This window comes from Flavobacterium sp. MR2016-29 (genome assembly GCF_015350695.1).
Classification (GTDB): domain Bacteria; phylum Bacteroidota; class Bacteroidia; order Flavobacteriales; family Flavobacteriaceae; genus Flavobacterium.
This window is the reverse complement of the sequence record NZ_JADKPU010000007.1, coordinates 109929-133786: the sequence shown is the minus strand read 5'-3', so window position 1 is coordinate 133786 and position 23858 is coordinate 109929. Positions and strand designations below refer to the sequence as shown.

18 protein-coding genes are annotated in these 23858 nt (G+C 34.0%); 7 read left to right on the top strand and 11 right to left on the bottom strand.

What is annotated here, in order from left to right; all coding sequences use genetic code 11:
• Positions 1-2: 2 nt before the first annotated feature.
• The 3 genes from IR010_RS15565 to gldD are packed head-to-tail and all read left to right on the top strand — an operon-like array spanning position 3 to position 2324.
• Positions 3-443 carry a single-stranded DNA-binding protein gene (locus IR010_RS15565; protein WP_029271873.1) on the top strand — a complete coding sequence of 147 codons (441 nt, stop codon included), beginning with the start codon at positions 3-5 and terminating at the stop codon, positions 441-443.
• 23 nt (positions 444-466) lie between these two features.
• On the top strand, positions 467-1762 hold the full coding sequence (locus IR010_RS15560; protein WP_194568155.1) for a gliding motility-associated protein GldE: 1296 nt from the start codon (positions 467-469) through the stop codon (positions 1760-1762).
• Position 1763: 1 nt separating this feature from the next.
• Entirely contained in the window at positions 1764-2324 is a 561-nt protein-coding gene (gene gldD / locus IR010_RS15555) for a gliding motility lipoprotein GldD (protein ID WP_029271875.1), read from the top strand.
• A 53-nt stretch (positions 2325-2377) separates the two neighbouring features.
• Here gldD and IR010_RS15550 read toward each other — a convergent pair whose 3' ends face one another.
• Positions 2378-2755, bottom strand: a complete 378-nt coding sequence (locus IR010_RS15550) for a heavy-metal-associated domain-containing protein (protein ID WP_194605136.1) — start codon at positions 2753-2755, stop codon at positions 2378-2380.
• A 100-nt stretch (positions 2756-2855) separates the two neighbouring features.
• On the opposite strand from IR010_RS15550, the gene IR010_RS15545 reads away from it, so the two are divergent.
• A complete protein-coding gene (locus tag IR010_RS15545; protein WP_194605133.1) occupies positions 2856-3722 on the top strand; it encodes a DMT family transporter in 867 nt (288 codons plus the stop codon).
• A gap of 148 nt (positions 3723-3870) precedes the next feature.
• On the opposite strand, the gene IR010_RS15540 is transcribed toward IR010_RS15545, so the two are convergent.
• Together IR010_RS15540 and IR010_RS15535 are read right to left on the bottom strand one after the other, a co-directional pair.
• On the bottom strand, positions 3871-5919 hold the full coding sequence (locus IR010_RS15540) for an insulinase family protein (RefSeq protein WP_194568161.1): 2049 nt from the start codon (positions 5917-5919) through the stop codon (positions 3871-3873).
• A 12-nt stretch (positions 5920-5931) separates the two neighbouring features.
• Positions 5932-7254 carry a M16 family metallopeptidase gene (locus IR010_RS15535; RefSeq protein ID WP_194568164.1) on the bottom strand — a complete coding sequence of 441 codons (1323 nt, stop codon included), beginning with the start codon at positions 7252-7254 and terminating at the stop codon, positions 5932-5934.
• A gap of 273 nt (positions 7255-7527) precedes the next feature.
• Here IR010_RS15535 and rplU point away from each other — a divergent pair, with 273 nt between their 5' ends.
• The gene (gene rplU / locus IR010_RS15530; RefSeq protein WP_029271880.1) at positions 7528-7971 is read left to right on the top strand and encodes a 50S ribosomal protein L21; all 444 of its coding nucleotides are present in this window, start codon (positions 7528-7530) and stop codon (positions 7969-7971) included.
• Between the two features lie 24 nt (positions 7972-7995).
• Positions 7996-8256 (top strand): 50S ribosomal protein L27, encoded by a 261-nt coding sequence (gene rpmA, locus IR010_RS15525; RefSeq protein ID WP_017497241.1) that lies wholly within the window; start codon positions 7996-7998, stop codon positions 8254-8256.
• 184 nt (positions 8257-8440) lie between these two features.
• Here rpmA and IR010_RS15520 read toward each other — a convergent pair whose 3' ends face one another.
• Together IR010_RS15520 and IR010_RS15515 are read right to left on the bottom strand one after the other, a co-directional pair.
• Entirely contained in the window at positions 8441-11194 is a 2754-nt protein-coding gene (locus IR010_RS15520; protein ID WP_194605131.1) for an AsmA family protein, read from the bottom strand.
• Positions 11195-11240: 46 nt separating this feature from the next.
• The gene (locus IR010_RS15515; protein WP_029271882.1) at positions 11241-11822 is read right to left on the bottom strand and encodes a tRNA-(ms[2]io[6]A)-hydroxylase; all 582 of its coding nucleotides are present in this window, start codon (positions 11820-11822) and stop codon (positions 11241-11243) included.
• Between the two features lie 113 nt (positions 11823-11935).
• On the opposite strand from IR010_RS15515, the gene IR010_RS15510 reads away from it, so the two are divergent.
• Positions 11936-13180, top strand: coding sequence for a glycosyltransferase (locus IR010_RS15510; protein WP_194605130.1), 1245 nt, complete (start codon positions 11936-11938; stop codon positions 13178-13180).
• Between the two features lie 101 nt (positions 13181-13281).
• On the opposite strand, the gene IR010_RS15505 is transcribed toward IR010_RS15510, so the two are convergent.
• The 6 genes from IR010_RS15505 to porU all read right to left on the bottom strand — a co-directional run bounded on the left by IR010_RS15505 (position 13282) and on the right by porU (position 23718).
• Positions 13282-15129, bottom strand: a complete 1848-nt coding sequence (locus tag IR010_RS15505) for a hydrolase/aminopeptidase (protein ID WP_194605128.1) — start codon at positions 15127-15129, stop codon at positions 13282-13284.
• A gap of 115 nt (positions 15130-15244) precedes the next feature.
• Positions 15245-16915, bottom strand: coding sequence for a pyruvate dehydrogenase complex dihydrolipoamide acetyltransferase (locus IR010_RS15500; protein ID WP_194605126.1), 1671 nt, complete (start codon positions 16913-16915; stop codon positions 15245-15247).
• Positions 16916-16921: 6 nt separating this feature from the next.
• Positions 16922-17920 (bottom strand): pyruvate dehydrogenase (acetyl-transferring) E1 component subunit alpha, encoded by a 999-nt coding sequence (gene pdhA / locus IR010_RS15495; RefSeq protein WP_026983801.1) that lies wholly within the window; start codon positions 17918-17920, stop codon positions 16922-16924.
• A gap of 157 nt (positions 17921-18077) precedes the next feature.
• On the bottom strand, positions 18078-18560 hold the full coding sequence (gene cdd / locus IR010_RS15490; RefSeq protein WP_194605124.1) for a cytidine deaminase: 483 nt from the start codon (positions 18558-18560) through the stop codon (positions 18078-18080).
• 77 nt (positions 18561-18637) lie between these two features.
• Complete coding sequence (porV, locus tag IR010_RS15485) at positions 18638-19840, bottom strand: type IX secretion system outer membrane channel protein PorV (RefSeq protein WP_029271888.1); 1203 nt, start codon at positions 19838-19840, stop codon at positions 18638-18640.
• A 41-nt stretch (positions 19841-19881) separates the two neighbouring features.
• Positions 19882-23718, bottom strand: a complete 3837-nt coding sequence (porU, locus tag IR010_RS15480; protein WP_194605122.1) for a type IX secretion system sortase PorU — start codon at positions 23716-23718, stop codon at positions 19882-19884.
• Positions 23719-23858: the final 140 nt, after the last annotated feature.

The window sequence follows — 23858 nt, the reverse complement described above, 5'->3', positions numbered from 1 at the left end:
CCATGAACGGAACATTAAATAAAGTGATGCTTATTGGCCATTTAGGCGATGATGTAAAGATGCATTATTTTGATGGAGGAAATTGCATCGGTCGTTTTCAGTTGGCTACAAATGAAGTTTATATTAATAAGACCACCAACGAAAAAATAACTTCGACAGAGTGGCATAATTTAGTCGTGCGTAATAAAGCCGCGGAAATCTGCGAGAAATATCTATCCAAAGGAGATAAAATATATGTTGAAGGTCGTATAAAATCACGTCAGTGGCAAGCAGAAGATGGCACTACAAAATACACGACTGAAATTCAAGTTACCGAGTTTACTTTCTTGACTACCAAAAAAGAAACTGGAAATCATAAACCACATCACGATTCAGAATCCGCAAAAAGTACTAACTTTGATGCGACAAATGAAGGCTTGCCTGTAAACGACCTGCCTTTTTGATTGTTTAACTAATCTTTTTTAATTTGGACCCAGAGCCCAGTTTACTTTTTACTACGACATTAGACATCAATTTAATAATTGGTTTTGTCGGAATATTTGTTTTGCTTTTTTTATCGGCCATTGTTTCAGGTGCCGAAGTAGCTCTTTTTTCTCTCTCTCAAAAGGATATTGATGAAACCTTACAAGACAATCTTTCTAAAGGTAAAATAATCTCTAAACTTTTAGATAAACCCAAAAAACTTTTAGCAACCTTATTAGTAGCAAACAATTTTTTAAATATTGGAGTCGTTATTCTGTTCTCTTTTATTGGCCGAAATATTTTTGCACACGTAAGTTCGCCTGTTCTTAAATTTATTTTAGAAGTAATTTTGGTCACTTTCTTAATTTTATTATTTGCGGAAGTTTTGCCAAAAGTTTATGCCAGCCGAAACAATATAAAATTTGCTAAACGTGTTGCTTATCCGATTGCTGTTTTAGACAAATTACTTTCTCCGATAAGTTTGCCTATGCGCAGTGTTACGCTATATTTGCAGAATAAATTAGGAAAACAAAAAAATAGTTTTTCAATAAATCAGCTCTCGCAGGCGTTAGAACTGACAGATTCTGAAGGCACATCGAGCGAGGAGCAAAAAATATTAGAAGGAATTGTTTCTTTTGGAAATACAGATACCAAACAGGTTATGAGTCCGAGAATTGATATTTTTGCATTAGAAATATCAGAATCATTTCCAGTAATTTATCCAAAAATAATCGAAAAAGGATTTTCAAGAATTCCGGTTTACCGCGATAATATTGATCAGATCGAAGGCGTTTTATTCGTTAAAGATTTATTGCCGCATATTGATAAAGAAGAGTTTGACTGGACGACTTTAATTAGAGAAGCATTCTTCGTTCCGGAGAATAAAAAGCTTGATAATTTGTTGAAGGATTTTCAAGGTCTTAAAAGTCATTTGGCTATTGTGGTTGATGAATATGGCGGGACTTCTGGCTTAGTTTCTTTAGAAGATGTTATTGAGGAAATAGTAGGGGATATCAGCGATGAGTTTGATGATGAAAATTTGAATTTTTCTCAAATTGATGAAAAGAATTTTCTTTTTGAAGGAAAGATTAACATGAAAGACTTTTACCGAATCGTAAATGTTAATGAAGATATTTTTGAATCGCACAAAGGCGAAGCGGAAACATTAGCTGGTTTTATTCTTGAAATTCTGGGTAATTTCCCTAAAAAAGATCAAAAAGTAGCTTTCGAAAACTGTGTTTTTACAATCGAAACAGTAGATAAAAAGCGTGTAAAACAAATAAAAGTAACAATAGAATAAAATGCTTAAAAGAATAATTTCGGCAGCTGCCATTTTACTTGTATTAACAGTTGTAAGCTGTAAAGATGATGTAGTGCCAAAGCCGTCAAGTTACTTGCGTCTAGATTATCCTGAGGCGAAATATGTCAATTTTGAAAATAATTGCCCGTTTGCTTTTGAAATGAATGAAGCAGCGATAATTAAAGGTGAAAAAGACTGCGGATTTGCAATTACATATCCGAAAATGAAAGCGACAATTTATTTGACCTATAAACCAGTAAATGGAGATATTCAGAAATTATTAAAAGATGCTCAAAAACTAACTTACGAACATGTTATAAAAGCTGATGATATTTTAGAACAGCCGTATTTAAATCCGCAAAAGAAAGTTTACGGAATGTTTTATCAAGTTGATGGAAATGCTGCTACAAACTCACAATTCTACGTTACAGACAGTACAAAACACTTTATAACGGGATCAGTTTACTTTTATGCTAAACCCAATTTTGATTCGGTTATGCCTGCAGCAAGCTATATTAAAAATGATATGCAGCGCTTAATGGAAACACTAAAGTGGAAATAATAAACATAAAAAAGGCGTTCAATTGAACGCCTTTTTTTATGTTTAAAATATAATTACGATTTCATATTCGAAACTTTATATGTTTTACCGTCTCCAGTTTCCTGGACTGTTTTAGTTAAGTTTTCAGGATTTTGAATTGTTTTGTCAAAAGTTACGGTTGCAGTTTTTTTGTCAAAATCAACTGTTGCTTTTTCTACGCCATCTAAATTAGATAATTCTTGTTCAATAGTTTTCGCGCATCCAACAGCGCAGGTCATTCCGTCAATAGTAAAGCTTGCTGTCTGTACATTTTCTGCAGCAATTGCTTTATGTTCTTTCGGAGCTGTTTTTTCAGATTTAATATTTGCTAAATTTTTATCTTCTTCTTTTTTACAGCTTACGAATACTAAACCTGCTATTGCTAATGATGCTATTATTTTTGTGAATTTCATTATCTATGATTTAAGATTGTCAATATGTTATTGGCAAAATTAATAAAAATCAAGAGGTCAGTTCGTAAAATTATTACAAATTTGCAGTAAAATAGTATATATGGATGCAAAACAATTGAAGTGGGCTTATTTGTTTGTTCTTTCACTTATCTGGGGAAGTTCTTTTATATTAATTAAAAGAGGTTTGGTTGGCTTAACGGCGGTTCAGGTAGGTTCATTCCGAATTATTTTTGCAGCCTTATTTTTGTTGATTGTAGGTTTTAAAAGCTTGAAGAAAATCTCTCGTCGCCAATGGAAATTTGTTGCCATAACTTCAGTTTTTGGAACATTTACACCGGCTTATCTTTTTGCAATTGCAGAGACAGAAGTAGACAGCTCAATTGTGGCAATTCTAAATTCGCTTACACCTTTGAATACTTTGGTTTTAGGAATTCTTATTTTCGGAATTCAGTTTCAGAAACGACAAGTTCTAGGTGTTTTTGTTGGACTAGTGGGATGCTTGTTGTTGGTTTTAAGCGGTGCTTCTGCACATCCAGGACAAAATTATTATTATGTAGTTTTAGTTGTAATTGCAACGCTTTGTTATGCAATTAATGTCAATTTGATCAAGAAATATTTATCAGATTTAAATTCGCTGAGCATCACAACAGGAAATTTTGCAGTTTTGCTTTTGCCGGCATTAATCATTTTAAGTACAACAGATATTTCGCAAAGCATACATTTTGAAGCTACACAGCATTCCATATTTTTTGTGCTGATTTTAGGCGTTTTAGGAACTGGAATAGCGAATGTGCTGTTCTTTAAATTAATACAAATGTCTTCGCCTGTATTTGCAACATCGGTAACTTATTTAATTCCAATCGTCGCCTTTTTCTGGGGCTTATTAGATAACGAAATGCTCACACCAATTCAGTTTTTTGGCGCTTTTATTATTTTAATTGGAGTTTATTTGTCTGCTAAAAAGTGATTTTGAGTTATAGAGTTATGGGTTATGGTTTAAGAACTTCGACTTCGTTCAGCCTGATAAAAAAAATAGGCTCTGTCAAAGTTTTAAACTTTAACAGAGCCTATGAGAAAAAACTTAGCGGCTTAGTGTCTTAGAATCTCAGTATCTTTTATAAAAAATCTGCCTCAGAAACTCCTTCATTAATCTTAATATCAGACATTTTAATATCTAATTCAAAACCAACATTCTGAATTATGTTAAAAGGAACTTTCACGCCTTTAACTTCTCTGTAATCGCCAAAGTTTGTTATTTGTGCCGCGGATTTTCCGCCTTGTTCACGAATTTTAGACTCTGCTACTTTTAAGCCAGATTTCACATCGTAGTAATAAGTTGTTTTGCCATCTTTTATAGCATAAGCATCACTTCCGTTAATGGGTTCAATAGAATCTACTTTTAAATCTGTTCTTTTTTGCAATTGCAATTCTTCAAACGGCGCAGCATTTCCTTTCATTTCTTTAAGGTCATCACCTTCAAGGTTTTTGCGTTGCCCTTGCTGTTCTATATAAGCGCCTTTATCATTTACAACCTGTTTCATTAAATTCATCGGTCCCATTGCAAGAGAAACCATCATTTTTCCTTTCGAATCTAATTTTGAAGTAAAAGTTAAAGGTCCAGGAGCTTGAGGAATAGTTGTTGAGCCAGTCATTGCCAACGTTTTTACAGCTGAAACCGCTTTTTCTCCACCAATTGCTTTAATGTAATTTTCGAAAACTGTTTTTGCGGTAATTTCGGTTGGCGCTTCTTTTTTAGTTATAGGTTTTTCTATTGGGTTTCCAAATCTGTCGAAATAGTAAATCGGAATCTGAAGTTTTTCCAAACCTGAAATTACATCAGAACCTTTTCCGGCAATTACGATACGCATGTTATCCAAAAGGAAATATTTGTTTGCCACACGATAAATATCGTCAGCGGTAACATTATTTATAGTTTGAATGTATTTTTCGTAAAAATCAGCAGGAAGTTTTTCTGTTTCGATATTAAGTGCGTAACGTGCAACAGATTGTGGTTTTTCAACCTGCATTACAAAACGCCCAATATATCCAGCTTTTACATTTTTCAAAACATCTTCAGAAACTTTTTCAGTTCTGATTCTTTTTATTTCTTTTACAAACTGAGCAACAGCGCTGTCTGTAACTGTGTTTCTCACAGCAGATGAAGCTTTGAATTTAGTTACATATTTTCCGCTTCCAATACTTGAATTCGCGCCATATGTCCAAGCGTGCTGTTCACGTAAATTCATATTTAAATAACTGTTGAAATCACCTCCTAAAATTTGATTTGCAATTACAGCAGGGAAAAAATCTGGATCGCTCATTCTTAAATTTACGGTATTGACCAATGAAATTTCAGATTGAACTGCATTTGGAACATCAACAAAATCAATTTGAAGTTTAGAAACATTTTCTGGATTTGGATACGTATTTTTTGGCGCAGCTTGTTTTTTCCATCCACTAAAAAGTTTTTCAACTTCGGCTTTTGTTTCTTTAAACTTAACATCTCCAATGATCACTAAATAAGCATTTTCGGGAACAAAATAAGTAGCGTAATTCGCTTGAACATCGGCTAGAGTGACATTTTTTACGGTTTCTTCAGATAAATATTCTCCAGAAGGATGGTTTTTTCCGAAAGCTAAAACATCAACTACACGGTTGGCAATTGCAGGAACGCTTTTTTCATCGGCTTTAAGTCCTTCAATTAATTTTGCTTTTTCCTTGTCAAATTCTGCTTGAGTGAAATTGGGCTGTAAAGCTCCTTCAGCTAAAAGTTCTAAAACGCGTCCTGAATATTTTGAAAGCGAACTTGCGTAAGCACCTTGAGACGAGAAATTGATGCTTGCTCCGTAAAAGTCAATTTCTTCATTGAAAGCTTCTTTGGCGGTTTTTTTGGTTCCGTTTCCAATTAGACTGCTGGTTAATTCGTCAACACCTTTTTTATTTCCTTCCGTAAAAGGGGCATTGTCTAGGGTAAGATTAAAGCTTACTCTTGGTAATTTATGATTTTCAACCACCAAAACTTTCATGCCGTTTGCCAAAACAAAAGTTTGAGGTTTTTTGATGTTGACTACGGGCGAATTGCCTGGTTTTGGTTGTGGACGATCTTGTGCTTGCATAATTCCAGTCAGGAATAAAAGGATTAAAATTGTATGTATTTTTTTCATGATTCGCTGCTCTTAATTTTGAACTTTAGTTGAAGGGATGTAATCTAAAATTAAACGCTGGTTCGGGTTTAGATACTTTTTGGCAACTTCTCTAATTTCTTCTCTTGTAATCGAATGATAAAGATCAATTTCGGTATTAATTAAATTTACATCTCCATAAAGTAAATAATAAGAAGCCAAGTTTTCAGCAATTCCTTCAACTGTTGCATTTGCGTTCACAAAATTATTGTCGAATTTGTTTTGTAATTTTTCGTAATCTTTTTCAGAAATCAAATCGGTTTGAATTTTTACAATTTCTTCATCCATTTCTTTTAAGATGTCAGCAGTTGTGTTGGGCGCCATCGGAAGTCCGTATAAAATGTACATTCCGTAATCTTCTTGGCTAAAACCGACAGCTCCAATTTGAAGTGCCATTTTTTTGTCGTCAACTATTTTTTTATAAAGTTTAGAACTTTTTCCGTCACTTAAATAAGAAGAAATCAAATCTAAAACTCTCGCGTCTCTGGTTTTCATTGATGGAGTTCTATAAGAGGCAACAACCATCGGAATTTGAATATTAGGATCTTCGTAAGTTGCTTTTATAGTTTGATTGATTGGCTCTTCAACAAAAGTTTGTTTTTTTACCACTTCGCCTTTCGGAATTGGTCCAAAATATTTCTGAATCCATTCTTTTGTTTTGGTTTTGTCAAAATCACCTGCTACAACTAAAACAGCATTATTTGGCGTGTAGAATTTTTTATTAAAAGCCTGAAATTCTTCAAGAGTTGCAGCATCTAAATCTTTCATCGAGCCAATAGTTGTCCAGCGATAAGGATGATTTTTGAACATGTTTTTTTTAACCTCAGGAAGGATATTTCCGTATGGCTGATTATCGTAACGCATTCTTTTTTCTTCTTTTACCACTTCATTTTGCGTGTCAACACCAATTTTATTTATGATTGGATGCATTAAACGCTCAGATTCCATCCACAAACCAAGTTCCAAGCTGTTTGATGGAAAAACTTCATAGTAATATGTTCTGTCGTCAGAAGTATTGGCATTGTTAACGCCGCCGTTTGCAGTAACGATTTTCATCCACTCACCGCGTTTTATATTTTGAGTTCCTTCAAATAATAAATGTTCAAAGAAATGGGCAAAACCTGTACGGTCTGGACGTTCGTCTTTAGAGCCCACGTGATACATTACAGATGTAATAACAACAGGCGCAGAAGGATCGTTATGCAAAATTACATGCATACCGTTGTCTAAATTGTATTCTTCAAAAGCTACTTTTTGAGCATGAGCAACTCCGCCGAGCATTAATGCAGCACTTAACATCATTATCGAATTTTTCATAAAGATTAATAATTTATATTTACCTATATAAATAGGTAGCCAAGATTTAATTATAGTTACATCAAAAATAAGTTTTTTTAGTTATCTTTTAATAGTGTGGCTTTATTTTGATGATACTTTAACAATCTTTTACTTCAAATTTTAGTCTATTAACAGACAAAATACCTTGAAAAACAGACTTTAAAGCGAAATAAATATTTTTAGAATAAGAGATTGCACAGTAAAATTTAAATTGTATATTTGCAACCTTAAAAATCAATAAATCAATTTGGTATGTATGCAATCGTAGAGATAGCAGGGCAACAATTTAAAGTAAGCAAAGACTTAAAGGTTTATGTTAACCGTTTGGCTAACGAAGAAGGTTCAAGTATTTCATTTGACAAAGTTCTTTTATTAGACGATAACGGAAGCATAACTTTAGGCGCCCCAGCTATAGAAGGTGCTTCAGTAGAAGCTAAAGTGTTACAACACTTAAAAGGAGATAAAGTAATCGTTTTCAAAAAGAAAAGAAGAAAAGGTTACAAAAAGAGAAATGGTCACAGACAATATCTTACTCAAATTGTAATTGAAGGTATTACTGCAGCAGGTGGAACTAAAAAAGCAGCAGCTAAAAAAGCGGTTGTAGCAGAAGATGCTCCGGCAACTGAAGTTGAAGCAGCTCCAAAAGCAAAAAAAGCAGCAGCTCCAAAAGCAAAAAAAGAAGCTACTAAAGAATAATAACAATATTTAAACTCATACGTCATGGCTCACAAGAAAGGTGTCGGTAGTTCGAAGAATGGTAGAGAATCAGAATCAAAACGTTTAGGCGTTAAGATTTTTGGTGGTCAAGCTGCTATTGCTGGGAACATCATCGTTAGACAAAGAGGTTCAAAACATAATCCAGGTGAGAACGTTTACATCAGTAAAGATCACACACTACACGCAAGAGTAGCTGGAGTTGTTAAGTTCCAAAAGAAAAAAGATAACAAATCTTATGTATCTATCCTTCCATTCGAAGCATAATATTAAGACTACTTATTAAAAAACCCGTTCTGAAAAGAACGGGTTTTTTGTTTTGTAATTATTTTAGTTTGTCCTTCCGAGGAACGAGGAATCTCAGAAAGAAGATATTACAAAAAAAGCAAAAACCCTTATCAAGTTTTAAACTTTGACAAAGGTTTTATGTTATAATAAAATTAAATTGAATTTACTGTTCAGTATCCTTTGTTTCTTCCAAACCCTCAGTTTTTCTTCCCACTTTTACTTTTGGAGCATCCTGAGTTCCTGTAACGGTTAATGGAATTCCAAATATACCAAGAGGAGGTAAGCCTAAACGCATTTTTAAGTTTAATTTTCCATCTAAGCTTGTTGTGCCTTCGATTCTAGGTCTGAAGCCGGCAAACTTAAATTTAAAGCGTTCCACCGTCATAATATTGTTCTTAATTTTAGTTTTAATATCAACTTTAGAAACATCAGGATTTTTTATGGCTTCAGAACTTGTTTGTTTGCTGACTGCATTAAACATTTTCAATCCTCTTACTTTTACATCTTTTACAGAAAGCGTTCCACCGCCATCTAGAGACGGATACACGGGTTCCATATTACCATTTAATCGACCTTTTAATTGATAATCTAAAGAAACAATTCCTTGTGCTTTTTCAGCAGCGCTGGCCATTTTTCTAAAAACTTCAATTTCATTATAAGCTCTTTTAATATCAAAGTCTGAAGCTTTAATGTTATAATCAAAATTAGCTTTTTGAGTTGTTACGGCTTGATAATTGGCATTCATTGCAACCTTGCATCCAATTAAGTCAAAGCCAGTGTTCTGCATGGTTAATTTGCCTTTGTTCATACTTAAATTTCCAACAGCATTTTGAAGATTCAATTTGTCAAAATATACTTTTTGTGCATTTGCTGTTAATTGCAAATTCAAATTAGTCGGAATTATAATGACTCCAGTTTGTTTTGTTGCAGTTGAAGCTGGTGTTTCAGTTTTAGTTTGTGTTGCAGAAGTATTTACCGGCGTACTCGACATGAATTCATCAACATTGATATATCGCGCTGCAACGGTAAAAGAACCTCTTAAAACGCCTGTTTTGGTAGTCGCATAATTGAAAACGTTCTGTAAATAACCATTCATTTTAAAATCAGATTGACCGTAAGCTGCCAAAAAGTTATTGAATGACATTTTATCCTGATTGATTTTGAAAATTCCTTCCTTGATAATGAATTTCTTTGGCAGATATTCTGATGCTATTCCAATATTTCTAAGTTCCAGCGTTCCCTTATTATAGAGTTTGCTGTAATTTCCTTTTTCTGCGTCGCTTTGTTTTCCTTTTAAAACTAAATCGGCTTTTACAAAACCGTCTAGATCAAGTCCTTTTTGGGAGAAGACCTTGTAAATTTTATTGACATCAAGTTCGCCTTTTGCTTTGATCTCATAAGCTAAATCATTAAAATCACTCAAATCTGCTTGAACAAAAACAGGTTTTCCTTCAAATGTAAATTGCGCTGGTTTAAGTTTTATTTTTAAATCTTCAAAAGTTCCTTTTTGATTATCAATCGTAGTTTTTATAATAATATTGGTGATCGGATTGGGATAATATTTAGTTTTTAAATAACCGTTTTCTAGATCAATTGTGCCTTTTGTAACTGGGAAAAGTTTGTTTTTTTGATCAAATTTTCCGTTTGTTTTAATATCTCCAACTAAATTTCCTTTTAATTCCAGATTCGGAATTCCGAGCGCTTTCGTTAATTTTTGCAAATCAATTTTAGCTTTAAAATCGCCATTAATATCAGGGGTATTAGCGCCTTTGATATAGAATTTCGATTTCAAATAATCTTTCTTAATATTGAGTGATAGATTTTTTGCATCAACTGTAACTAGATCTGGATTTAAAGATGGGACTTTTGTTTTTATGTCTAAGTTCAAATTAGAAACCGGAAAAGCGCTTTTATTATAATTAACAAATCCGCTGTCTATTTTTATATCTAAATTAAGATCTGGAGCTATATTTTTTGATGCAATATAATCTCCTTTTAGCGTTAACAGCAAGCTTGTATTTCCTTTAATCTCGGTTTTAGAAAGCCAAGTAACGTATTTAGGAGGAAAAGCTGTAAAGACGTCTTTCAAGTCGCTGTTGTCAGATTTAATAACAAAATCCATATTGTAGCCGTCTTTCAAGAAGTCAAATTTTCCTTTAAAATCGACCAAAAGATGGTTGATTTTTAGATTGTTCTGTTGAAAAAAGAATGACAACGAGTTTACATTTACTTTTGTAATCAAATCGGCATCAATTTTTTTGTTCATTAAATAAGGTTCGCCTTCATACACTATATTTAATTTTTCGATTTTCGCTTTCGAGTATAAATCGAAAACGGCTTTGTTTAAATCGCCTTTTCCTAAATAATCAAAACCAAAAGCATCAAAATGAACTTTTGTAGATAGATCATCATAGATAATTTTACTGTTCAAGATCTCAATTCTTTCCAGTTTTAAAGATGTTTCACTGCTGTCTTTGGGATTTGAAGGTTTTGTAGATTTGTAAATGTTATAATTTGCTTCTCCTTTTGCATTAACTTTTACATTAATAAAAGAATCCGATAAATAAATCTGATCAATTTTTACAGCTTTGCTAAATATTAAGCTCGCAACATTTATTCCAAAAGAAACTTCTTTTGCTGTTATGAATTTTTCATTTTTATAAGGCGTCGATCCATTAAGATTTAAATCGCTTAAAGTTAAAGTCAGCGACGGAAAATGTCGAAAAAACGAAACGGAAACATCAGAATAATTTAATTCTGCGCTTAGTTTTTCATTTGCTGTTTTTTTAATCTGTTCTTTAATTTTGTCAGCAAAAACAATTGGCGTTAAAAATAATAGTGCCAAAATAACGGCAAAAGTTATTCCAAGATATTTAGCAATTTTTAATAAAATGGATTTCTTTTTACTTGCTGTCATAACAAATTTTAATATTTATATAGAATGAATTCGGATAAAAAATAATTTATCCATGAACAGTTTCACTTTTTCCGTAATTGGTAATAATGGAACCTTCGTATTCAATCCATTCTTTCCATCGTTTGTCAACATCAACATTATCCGCATATTTTCTTGCAAAGCCTAAAAAAGTAGTATAATGCCCAGCTTCAGAGATCATTAAATCACGATAGAATTTTGCTAATTCTTCATCTTTAATGTTTTCTGAAAGAACTTTAAAACGCTCGCAGCTTCTAGCTTCGATCATAGCTGAAAATAATAAGCGATCGCACAGTGCATCTTTACGGCTTCCATCTTTTTTCATGAATTTAAAAAGTTCATTTACGTAATGATCTTTTCTTTCACGTCCTAAGGTTAAACCTTTTTTCTTTATTAAATTATGAACCATTTGCAAGTGCTCCAGTTCTTCTCTTGCAATCACAAGCATTTCTGTTACAAGTTCTTCTAATTCTGAATTATACGTAACTAAACTAATCGCATTTGATGCGGCTTTTTGTTCGCACCAAGCGTGATCTGTCAAAATTTCTTCAATATTTGACTCCACTATATTAACCCATCGAGGGTCTGTAGCTAATTTTAATCCTAACATAATTTCCTTGAATTTCGTTCTTGCAAAATTAGTGTTTTTTATGACCAAAAATCGGGAAATATCGTGCGATTACGAGGAAAAAAGCATTATTTTGTAAGTTGAAAAGAATTAAAATGACTCAGATAAAAAAACTTTTAATTATTGGTTTTGTTTGGCCTGAACCAAATTCGTCCGCGGCTGGCGGCAGAATGATGCAATTGATCTCTATTTTTAGGCAAAATGGATATGAAATTACATTTGGGACTCCGGCTTTAGACAGCGATTTTATGGTTGATTTGTCTGAATTTGGAGTGGAGAAAAAAACAATAGAATTGAATAATTCAAGTTTTGATGATTTTGTAGCCGAACTAAATCCAGATGTCGTTTTGTTTGATCGTTTTATGATTGAAGAACAGTTTGGCTGGCGCGTGGCTGAAAATTGTCCAAAAGCCATTCGGTTGTTGGATACAGAAGATTTGCATTGTTTAAGAACAGCGAGACAAAAAGCATTCAAAGAAAATAAAATTTTTCAACTTAAGGATTTATTGTCTGAAGAAGTTGCGAAAAGAGAAATTGCCAGTATTTTAAGATGCGATTTGTCGTTTATTATTTCTGAATTTGAAATGAAGATTTTGGAAGAAGTTTTTAAAATTGATTCAAGTTTATTGTATTATTTGCCTTTTTTAGTTGACGAAATGAAAGAGGATGATCTTTTAAAATTGCCTTCTTTTGAAGAAAGGAAAAGTTTTGTTTTCATCGGAAATTTTCTTCATGAACCCAATTGGAACACCGTTCAGTATTTAAAGGAAACCATTTGGCCTTTGATAAAGAAGGATTTTCCTGAAGCTGTTCTAGAAGTTTACGGAGCGTATCCTTCTCAAAAAGTATTACAATTGCATCAGCCTAAAAATGGTTTTTTTATAATGGGAAGAGCTGCAGACGCAAATGAGGTGGTTAAGAAATCTAGAATTGTTTTGGCGCCAATTCGTTTTGGAGCGGGTTTAAAAGGAAAACTGCTAGAAGCGATGCAATGCGGAACGCCAAGTGTAACTACGAAAATTGGTTCTGAGGCTATGCATGCAGATTTACCATGGAATGGATTTATTACAGATGATATTCAACTGTTTGCAAAACACGCGATTTCATTATATCAAGATGAAAATCTTTGGAAACAATCGCAGAAAAAAGGAATTGCAATTATAAATGAGTGTTATTTAAAAGAGAAATATGCTGAAGTATTAATACAGAAAGTTAATTCATTACTGAATGATTCTGAAAATCACCGCCTGCATAATTTTATGGGAAGCCTGCTCCAGCATCATACTTTAAAAAGTACCAAATACATGGCAAAATGGATAGAAGCTAAGAATAAAAATTAAATAAAAAAATCCCGATTACGAATGTAATCGGGATTTTTTAGTCTCAGTTTTCGGTCTCAGTGATCTGTTGATGTTGGCTTACAACTACCTGCGACTGAAAACTATTTTAAAATGCCTTCAACAGCTTGAATTGTAGTGGCATGATAACCTGGTTTTGCTTTATCAAAAACCTTTTTTGCCCAAACTTTTCCTTCAGGAGTTTTTACCATTTCTTTGTAAAGCATCATTACAGATCCTGTTCTGCTGATTCCGACTAAAAATTGTTCAATCGCGGGATATGCTGGTTTGTATTGGTGGCGTAATGCTTGAACAAACCATTGGCGTTTGATGATGAAATTTCCGCCTTTTGTAAAGTTGAATTCACTATCAATTGCTTCCATTTCTTTTACAGTAATATCAGTTGGAAGATGATCAATAAAATATTGTTTTTCACTGGTTGTAGTAATTTTTTGACTCAATCCTTTTACGCCGGTTTCTCTCCAGCTTTTTTGAATTTTATCAATTGCATCAAAGTCAGCAGAATTTACAGGAGTTATATTTGAAGGAATTCCTGGTTTGTAAATCCAATCTTCTAATTTAATTTTTTCTGCTAAGGCTTTATCTCCTTTAATAAGATTTTCATTCAAATATTTTACAAAATCTTCTGTTGTAATTGATTTGAAAGCATGAGAATCAAAATAGTTTTTAATGAACGGATCGAATTTTTCACGTCCAACAGCATTTTCAATAACTCTTAAAAAGGCATATCCTTTAACGTATGGAATTTGACTGATTCCGTCATCTGGATTTCTTCCCGTAAGGCTAACTTTTAATCTTGTGTCTGGATTTGTGTCTCCAAATTCTGCAACATTATCAGTTAATTCTTTGCGAGTGATAACGTTTTGCATTTCGAATTCTTTTTCACCGAAGATTGCTTCTCCAATACGATGCTCTACGTAAGTAGTAAAACCTTCATTTAACCAAATATCATCCCAAGTAGCATTGGTGACTAAATTTCCGCTCCAGCTGTGTCCTAATTCATGAGCTAACAAACTTGTTAAAGAGCGATCACCCGCAATTACTCCCGGGGTTAAGAAAGTTAGATTTGGATTTTCCATTCCGCCATATGGGAAACTTGGAGGTAAAACTAATACGTCATAACGTCCCCAGCGGTAAGGCCCGTAAAGTTTTTCTGCAGCTACAACCATTTTTCCTAGTTCAGCAAATTCCCAAGCCGATTTTTTTAGCATTGATGGCTCTGCGTAAACGCCAGTTCTGTTATCGATAGATTGAAATTCAATGTCTCCAACTGCAATGGCCATTAAATAAGACGGAATCGCTTTATCTTGTTTAAAAGTATAAACACCGGTATCATTTTTCTTTTGCGGATTTACGGCACTCATAACAGCTAATAAGTCTTTAGGAACTGTAACTTTTGCATTATAAGTAAAACGAATTCCTGGCGAATCCTGACATGGAATCCAAGTACGAGACCACACACTTTCTCCTTGAGAGAATAAAAAAGGTTTTTTTTTGTCTGCAGTTTGTTCAGGCTGTAACCATTGCAATGCAACAGCATCTTTAGTTGTGCTGTAGTAAATATTTACTTTGGTTGTATTTGGTTCAATTGTAATTTTAAGAGGTTTTCCGTGAAATTCAATGTCTTGACCAAGTTCAAATTTGGTTTCCTTCTCTTCATCACCAAGAGTTACTTTTGTAATATTTAAAGTATTTTCATCGAAGATAATTTCATTTCCTTTGCTCACATTATTAATTTCCCAAGAAGCCTTTCCTGAAATAGTTTGTGTGTCAAAATCAACTTTGATGTCGAGATCTAAGTGTTTTACTACAGCAAGTTCTGGTTTAGAATAGCTGTGTTCATCTATAACAGCTGTAGGTTTTTCTGTTTGATCTTTTTTCTGGCAGGCAATCGCCGTCAAGAATAAAGTTGCAAGAATTAGTTTTTTCATTTTATGAAGTATTGAATTTTGAGGATGAAAATTAAACAAAAAATCCCGTTTTGAGTAAACAAAACGGGATTTAAATATAAAATTACCTTCGATTAAGCTTCAGGCTGGCAAAAAATTATGCCAACATTGTAACTGGGCTTTCGATGTATTGTTTTAATGTTTGTAAAAATTGAGCGCCAGTTGCACCGTCAATTGTTCTGTGATCACAAGCTAATGATAACATCATTGTGTTTCCAACTACAATCTGACCATTTTTAACGACTGGTTTTTCAACAATTGCACCTACAGAAAGGATTGCAGAGTTTGGCTGGTTGATAATTGAATTGAATTCAGTAATACCAAACATTCCAAGGTTAGATACTGTAAAAGTACTTCCTTCCATTTCTTGAGGTCCAAGTTTTTTGTTTTTAGCTCTTCCTGCTAAATCTCTTACTGAAGCACCAATTTGAGATAAACTCATAGCGTCTGTAAATTTCAATACAGGAACTACTAATCCGTCTTCAACAGCGACAGCAACACCAATATTAACGTGGTGGTTAATGATGATAGCATCTTCTTTCCATTGAGAGTTAATTTTTGGATGTTTTTTCAATGCTAAAGCACAAGCTTTAATTACCATATCATTAAAAGATACTTTTGTATCAGGAACAGTATTAATTGTTGCTCTTGCACCCATTGCTTCGTCCATGCTTACCTCGATCACTAAGTTGTAGTGAGGTGCTGTAAACAATGATTCAGCAAGACGTTTTGCAATAATTTTACGCATTTGAGAATTTTTGATCTCTTCTGTGAAAACTTCTCCAGCAGGAACAAAAACTTTTGGCGCAGCAGGGGCGGCAGTTTCCGCTTTTGGTGCAGCAGCAGTTGCAGTTGCAGCAGGTTGTTGCGCTTGTGCAGACGGCGTAAAGTTTTCGATATCGCTTTTTACGATACGTCCGTTTTCTCCAGAACCTTTAACTTGAGTCAATTGAATTCCTTTGTCAGAAGCAATTTTCTTTGCTAATGGCGAAGCTAAAATTCTTCCTCCATTTGATGAAGTGTCAGCAGTTGTTTCTGTAGCTTTTTCAGTAGCAGGTGCAGCTTTTTCTTCAGTTGCAGGAGCACTTGCAGCGCCTCCAGCAGTATAATTGTTAGCAATTCCAGAAATATCAGTTCCAGCAGGTCCAATGATCGCTAATAAACTGTCAACAGGAGCAGTGTTGCCTTCTTGAATTCCGATGTATAATAATGTTCCAGCATTGAAAGACTCAAACTCCATAGTAGCTTTGTCAGTTTCAATTTCAGCTAAGATATCACCTTCAGCCACAGCATCGCCTTCTTTTTTCAACCAGCTTGCTACAGTACCTTCAGTCATAGTATCGCTCAAACGTGGCATCGTTACAACTACAACACCTTTTGGTAATTCAGTTGCAGCTTTTGCAGGAGCAGGAGCTTCAGTTTTAGTTTCTTCTGATTTTGCTTCAGCAGGAGCATTGTCAGCTTTTGGTTGCGAAGCTTCAGGACTAGCAGGAGCGTCACCGCCAGCTAATAAAGCTGAAATGTCTTCTCCTTCATTTCCAATAATTGCTAATAGTGAATCAACTGGAGCAGTTTCTCCAGCTTGAATTCCGATATGTAAAAGAGTTCCTTCGTTGAAAGACTCAAATTCCATTGTTGCTTTATCTGTTTCAATCTCAGCAAGAATATCTCCTTCGCTAATTTTGTCGCCTACTTTTTTTAACCAAGTCGCTACCGTTCCTTCCGTCATAGTATCGCTCAAACGAGGCATTGTTACTTTTATCGCCATAATATATTATAGTTTATGAGGTGTGAATGGATAGTCTTCTTGTGCGTATACTACATCGTATAATTGCTGCAATTCAGGATATGGAGATTCTTCAGCGAATTTCACACATTCTTCAACCAAGTCTTTAACTCTTTGATCGATTGCTTCAATTTCTTCTTCAGTAGCATATTTTTGATCCATAATTACATCTAAAACTTGAGTAATAGGGTCAATTTTTTTGTATTCTTCAACCTCTTCTTTAGAACGGTATAATTGTGCATCAGACATAGAGTGTCCTCTGTAACGGTACGTTTTCATTTCAAGGAAAGTTGGTCCGTCACCGCGACGAGCTCTATCAATAGCTTCTGTCATTGCTTCAGCAACTTTTACAGGATTCATTCCGTCAACTGGTCCGCAAGGCATTTCATATCCTAAACCAAGTTTCCAAATGTCAGTGTGATTTGCAGTTCTTTCAACAGAAGTTCCCATTGCATATCCGTTGTTTTCAACGATAAATACAACTGGAAGCTTCCATAACATTGCCATGTTAAAAGCTTCGTGTAATGAACCTTGTCTAGCAGCTCCATCACCAAAGTAAGTCATGGTAACACCGCCAGTTTCAAAATATTTATCAGCAAAAGCCAAACCAGCTCCTACCGGAATTTGTCCACCTACGATTCCGTGACCTCCGTAAAAACGGTGTTCTTTAGAAAAAATATGCATAGAACCTCCCATACCTTTAGACGTTCCTGTTGCTTTTCCTAAAAGCTCGGCCATTACACGTCTAGGATCAACTCCCATACCAATTGGCTGCACGTGGTTTCTGTAAGCAGTAATCATTTTGTCTTTGGTCAAATCCATAGCGTGCAAAGCACCCGCTAAAACGGCCTCTTGACCATTATATAAATGTAGAAAACCTCTAACTTTTTGTTGAATGTATAATGCTGCAAGTTTGTCTTCAAACTTTCTCCAAAGCAGCATGTCTTCGTACCACTTTAAATATACTTCTTTTGTAACTTCTTTCATCTGAATTCTTTCTTTTGCTAAAGTTGTTTGTGTTATCAATTGTTGCCTATAACGCAAAATAGTTTCCTCCCACAAATTTGCGCCCGAAAGGTCGGGATGCAAAAATAAGACATTCCATTTAAGAACTAAAATTTAAAAGGTACTTTTTGGCTTTTTTTTACAAGAACTTTTTATCAAACATAAAAGGGAGCAAATTTTTCAGTGATGCTGATTTGTAAACTTCGCCAATTTCGCCCATAAAATAGATTTCTATAGGGGTATCCTGCTTGATTTCATATTCTGCAATCGACTGGCGGCATGAACCGCATGGAGGAATCGGAGCTTTAGTCTGATTGTTGTCTGAAGCTGCAGTAATAGCCATTTTTAAGATTTTCGCTTCAGGATAAATACTCCCCGCATGAAAAATAGCTACCCGTTCTGCACATAGTCCTGACGGATAGGCTGCATTTTCCTGATTTGATCCTAATATTATTTTTCCGTTATCGAGAAGAAGAGCCGCTCCAACTCTAAATTGAGAATAAGGTGCATATGCTTTTTTTCTGATCTCAACGGCCTCATTCATTAATTGCTGTACTTCTTCAGATACTTCTTTTAAGCTGTCGTATACTGTAAATGATGATGTGATGCTTATTTCTTTCATTCTTTTTATGGGAAAAAAAATCCAAATTCCTAAAAAATTAGAAATTTGGATTGTTATTGGTTTTTTTATTTTCTTTTTTAATATTCGTCGTATTTGTCGCCAAAGTTAAAGGTTAAAGAAAAACGAAGTGTATTTTCTAATGGATTTTTAACTTTTGATGATGAAAATAAGTAAGAAACGTCAATTTTTACAATGTTATATTTGAAACCAGCTCCTAAAGAGAAGAATTGTCTAGCTCCTTTTTCTGGGCTCTCATGAAAATAACCAGCTCTAACTGCAAAAGCATCCTGATACATGTATTCTCCAGCAACACTATAAGTTATTTCTTTTAATTCTTCACTAAAGCCTCCTGGAGCATCTCCAAATGATTTGAAAATTCCTTCAACCCACCCGATGTCATTGTATTTGTTGTAGCTGATTGTATTTGCCTCTTCTTGTGAAATATCTTCAGGATCTGTAAAATCGCCATCTCCATTTGCATCTACAGGTGTTCCTGGACCCGGAGGAGTAGGAACTAATAGCTTAGTAAATTCGACACTGACGCCTACTTTATTATAATCGTCTAAGATAAAATCAAAACCTCCTCCTAATCTTAAATTAGCAGGTAAAAAGTTTGCGCTCAAATCATCATTGTCATAACTTATTTTTGGACCTAAATTCTGCATATTGAAACCTGCTCTCCACCTTCCGTTGAAATCGTTATAAGCAATTTCTTCTGATTGATAGAATCCGGCAACATCAACAGCAAAAGATTTCGCTGCAGAAGCATCAACATCTTCTGAAGCTACTTTTAGATTTGAGCGAATATATCTTCCTGCTACTGCCATAGAAAATGTTTCGCTGAGTTTTAGAGAATAAGATCCGTCTAAGGCAAATTCGTTTGGAGAAACAATATTTGGGACTTCATTTGGGTCGCCAGTTCTTCTTAATTCAATATCTCCAAAACCAAAAAAACGAAAGCTTCCTGCAAAAGCACTTTTTTCGTTAATCCTATTATAATAGGTTAATTGGCCAAGTGAAATATCGTTGGCTAAATCTGTTAAATAAGGAGTGTAGCTGATAGAAAGTCCTTGCTTGTCTAGTGCAAAAGCATATTTTGCAGGATTCCATTGTTGAGAATAAGCATCAGCAGATGTTGCAACACCTTGATCCGCAAGACCAGCTGCTCTGGCATCAGCAGCAACTAATAAAAAAGGAACTCCAGTTGTAATAGGTCGATCTTGGGCTTTTGCGTATGATATAATTAAAAAACAAATTAATAAAAGTGATATTTTTTTCATTTATAGGGCTAATGGTATTTATGATACAAATATATATATTATTATAAGATGACAAGCTTTTCGTACTTTTCTGCTTTTTTATTTGTCAAATTAGATTTTACAGTGAGTTTGTAAATATAAACTCCTTTTCCAATTCGATCTCCAAAATCATCTTTTCCGTCCCAAGTTATTTCTCTTGATAAAAAGCCCTCTGTTGTAATAATTTGATTTTTAGTCCACACTACTTTTCCTGTAATAGTCATGACCTGAACCTGAACATCTAATGGTTCATAAGGTCTGTTATGAGAAAACCAAAATTGGGTGTAAGTTGAAAAAGGATTCGGGTAATTAAGAACGTGCGTTAAAGATAATGATTCATCTCCAACAACAATAAATTGTATTTCACTTGTAACAGGATTATTGTAAACATCCCAAGCTGTAAAACTTATTGTATGCATTCCTGCTGTTAAATTTCTAAGCGGAAAGCGTAAATTTCCATTTGTATAATCATCTAATTTTGTCTGATAATAATCATTCAAAATATACGGATTATTTACATCCCCATCTAAAATAGCTACTATATCATGCCCAATACCGCTTGCTGTATTGATTCCGTTTTCATCTTCAAGAAACGCTAAAAGAAACGGCGATTCATTTGTAATACCACCTGAAACAAAAGTTTCGTCGTTCATATATAACTTAACTTTTGGACTTATATTGTCCTGAGGTGCATTTTCATTTATTCCTCCAATTTTAATAGCCGTATTATAACCGGATTGATTTTCTAAAAGCTGTGTTTTTTTAGCATAAAAACTTATGCGCCCATAATCAACAGGAATGCGTATATCTCTTGGGACAACAAAGCTGAATTCAAATTTGCCATTGGTTACAGAAGCATTTCCTCTGAATATAGTTTCACCAAGGGTTTTAAATGACATTGCAGGGCTATATCCATCATTATTTAATGTCGAAGCAGTGATTAATTTGTCAAAAATCGCTGTTGCTAATTCGCCATTATAATTGCTTAAAATGTTATTATTTTCGTCTGTGATTTCTCCGGAAATTTTAATTTTTGCCAAAGATTTTAAATCCGGAATCGGCTGCGAAATCACAATATCGTTTACTTTTGTTAAATTTATTCGTGGTTTTGGAATGGCAAGCATTAAAGCTGGATCTCCAATATAAAAAATTACGTTACTCGATGAACTTGGGTTTTCATTTTTAGAAATCCGAAGTGCTTCAGCAATTGTGGTATATTGGTTCGAGCCATAAGCAAGAAGATTTTTGCTTAAGCTGTCATTGAAATTTTCAGCGTTAAATTGACCAATGGCGCGAATTGTTGTCAGCATTGAAATTGCTCCTCCTTTTGGGTTCCAAAAAGTATATTCGCCGGCTGTTGGCCGCGTTGGATCATCAAATCTTGAAAATTCGCAGGTAATAGTTATAAATAAAGGATACTTGTATTGATTGTTTAAGTTTTGACCATCTGATTTTTCCCAAATTCGCTCGCTTGCCAAACCGTCCTCGCCGCCATGTCCTAAGTAATTAAATACTAGTGCTCCTTTTTCAAAAGCATCAAAAAAATCGGTTCTTGCTTTTGGGTATCTCGATCCTCCTGCAGAAGCTTCTTGAGTGTAAGAGTCTAAAATGATTTTATCAATATTAAAAAAAGGTTTTTCGGTTGCAATAACATCCGCTAAGCTGTTTTGACGCGATTGAATAGAAGCATCAGAACTTTGATCAGCGTCATCACTTATTAATACGAAATTATTTCTCCAGTTTCCGTACGATTTAACATCATGATATTCTAAAACCTTATTGACCATTTCGCTGGCTTGAGCATTGTCTGAAACCAGCATTCTTCCAACGGCAATATCAATTCCGCCGAAAAAAGAGGTTACATTTCCTTCATCAGCATCCATTAATCCATAAAAATCATCAGATGCAAATGAAGATTCTCCGATAGTATTGCTAATTAAAGAATGATATATAGGTACAATATTAGTATTGTTTGAAATTCGGTCTTTATAATCGAAGGAAGCATCTCCGAATAAATTTACATATTTTATTCTTTTGTCAGAGGAGGAGGCGTTGTTGTAAATGTATTTAATGCAGTTTCTAATGGCTGCAATGTCTTGTTTTCCAGAAGAAAATTCCTGATAGATATTTTCTAGAGTAATTACTTTTACGTTTAAATTAGAATAACTGCGATGAAAACTGGCTAATTTTTCAGCTTGAGAAACCAAAGATTTTGGTGAAATAATCACATAATCGATATCTTGAAAACTGTTTTGAGCATTTTTAAAGATTGTTCCTTTTAAGTTTTGATTTGTTACTTTGGATTGACTTTCTTTTAAAGGAGTAAAATAATCAGCAGCATCAATGGCTATATATTTTCTAATTTCTCCCAATGAAGCTTTAAAACTAAAAGTGGCTTGATTTGCGTTTTCAATTTTTGATACATTATATAGGTCTGTAATATCCCATATTTGAGAAATTCCTGATGCGTTTGTGATAGTGTAATTTGCAATTCCGGCTGTTGAGACAGCTAAATCGTATTGAAATTTAAATTGTTTTCCGGTGCCAATAAGCTTTCTTTTTGCGATTAAATTGATGTAATCTAGATAACCTTTTGAGCCGGGAACACCGTTATTATTATAGGTAAGCTTTATTTTAAGGTTTTCGGTTCCTGTAAATGTTGCATTTGAAGGCAGTTTTGCGGTGTAAAACTTTATATCTGAACTTGATACGAGTGCATTAAAATTAATGGTTCCTATGCTTTGTCCGTTAGTGCTTACTGCAAATGAAGTAGGGGTAAAAGCTGCCGAAGCTGCATTGACTTCAATTTTTATCGGAACTGAAGTATCTAGATTAGGAAAAGTAAATGAAAATTCCTGTTCCTGATTAATATCAAATGATTCTCCAAACCATTGGCGGCCTAAATGCGCAATATTTGTCTGATCGATTTCATGATATTGATAGTCATCAAACGTAGTTAGTTCTAATGTGCTGTTGGCTGTTGGCTGATTCAAAGTCGCAATCCGTTTTCCATCTCCGCCAGTAACAGTAATGTAATAATAAGATTTTGAGTCAAATAAATTAAGATTCGTCTGGCTCTCAGTGTTCCAGTTTTCGACTCCCTCAGCGTAAAAAAGAATATAATCTTCATTATTAAAGACGCCGTCGCTTTCTCCAATAATTTGAATGGCATTCTCTGTTAAATCATCAGGATAAAAAGTATTATTGGCTAACGGAAGCATTTTGCCTCCATTTCCATAAATTTTGATTTTTCTTGGATCTGTTTTGCTTGCATCAAACCCTAAACTTTGCAAAAATGATTTTGAAATTTTATAAGCTCCTGATTTTTCGACATAAAATCGGTACCAATCGCCAGTTGCTAAAATAGAATTATAGACGATATTTGATTTTTGTATAGAAGATGAACTGCTGTTTTTTGATGCAGAGTTAGTCGATGAATACGAAAATGATTTGATTCTTTTGTAGCTGTTTCCTTCTCTAATAATTGGTGAAAGTGATACGAAAATTTGCTTTTTATCTCTAGAAGATACCACTTTTAACGTTTCATTTGGTTTTTGCGGAATGTTTTCGACTGCTAAATCACCTAAATCAGCATTTGAAATTGCCTCGTAAGTGATGTTGGAAATCTGGACAGAATTGCTTCCGGAATAGTTCGATTCGCCTACATTAAGGAGCAGTGTTATGCTTTTTTTGGTAAAATCGTACCGAAAAGCATTTCCGGAAAAGTAGGGAATGATTGTTTTGAAATCGCCAAAACTCATTTCTTTTTTACCTTGCCAATCTATCGTTAAGCTCCCATTTATCTGGGAAAACGAAAGAATTGGAATTAGAAAAAGATATAAGATTAGGGCTTGTTTCATATGTAAAGAAAGTGAAAAAAATTATAAAATATTTTAGTAAGTAAAAATATAGTATTTCATGTTATAGTAAATAATAAAAAGTATATTTTTGCGTTCGTAACTATAGGTTATTTTCTGGTAAAAAACAGCTAAATAAAATT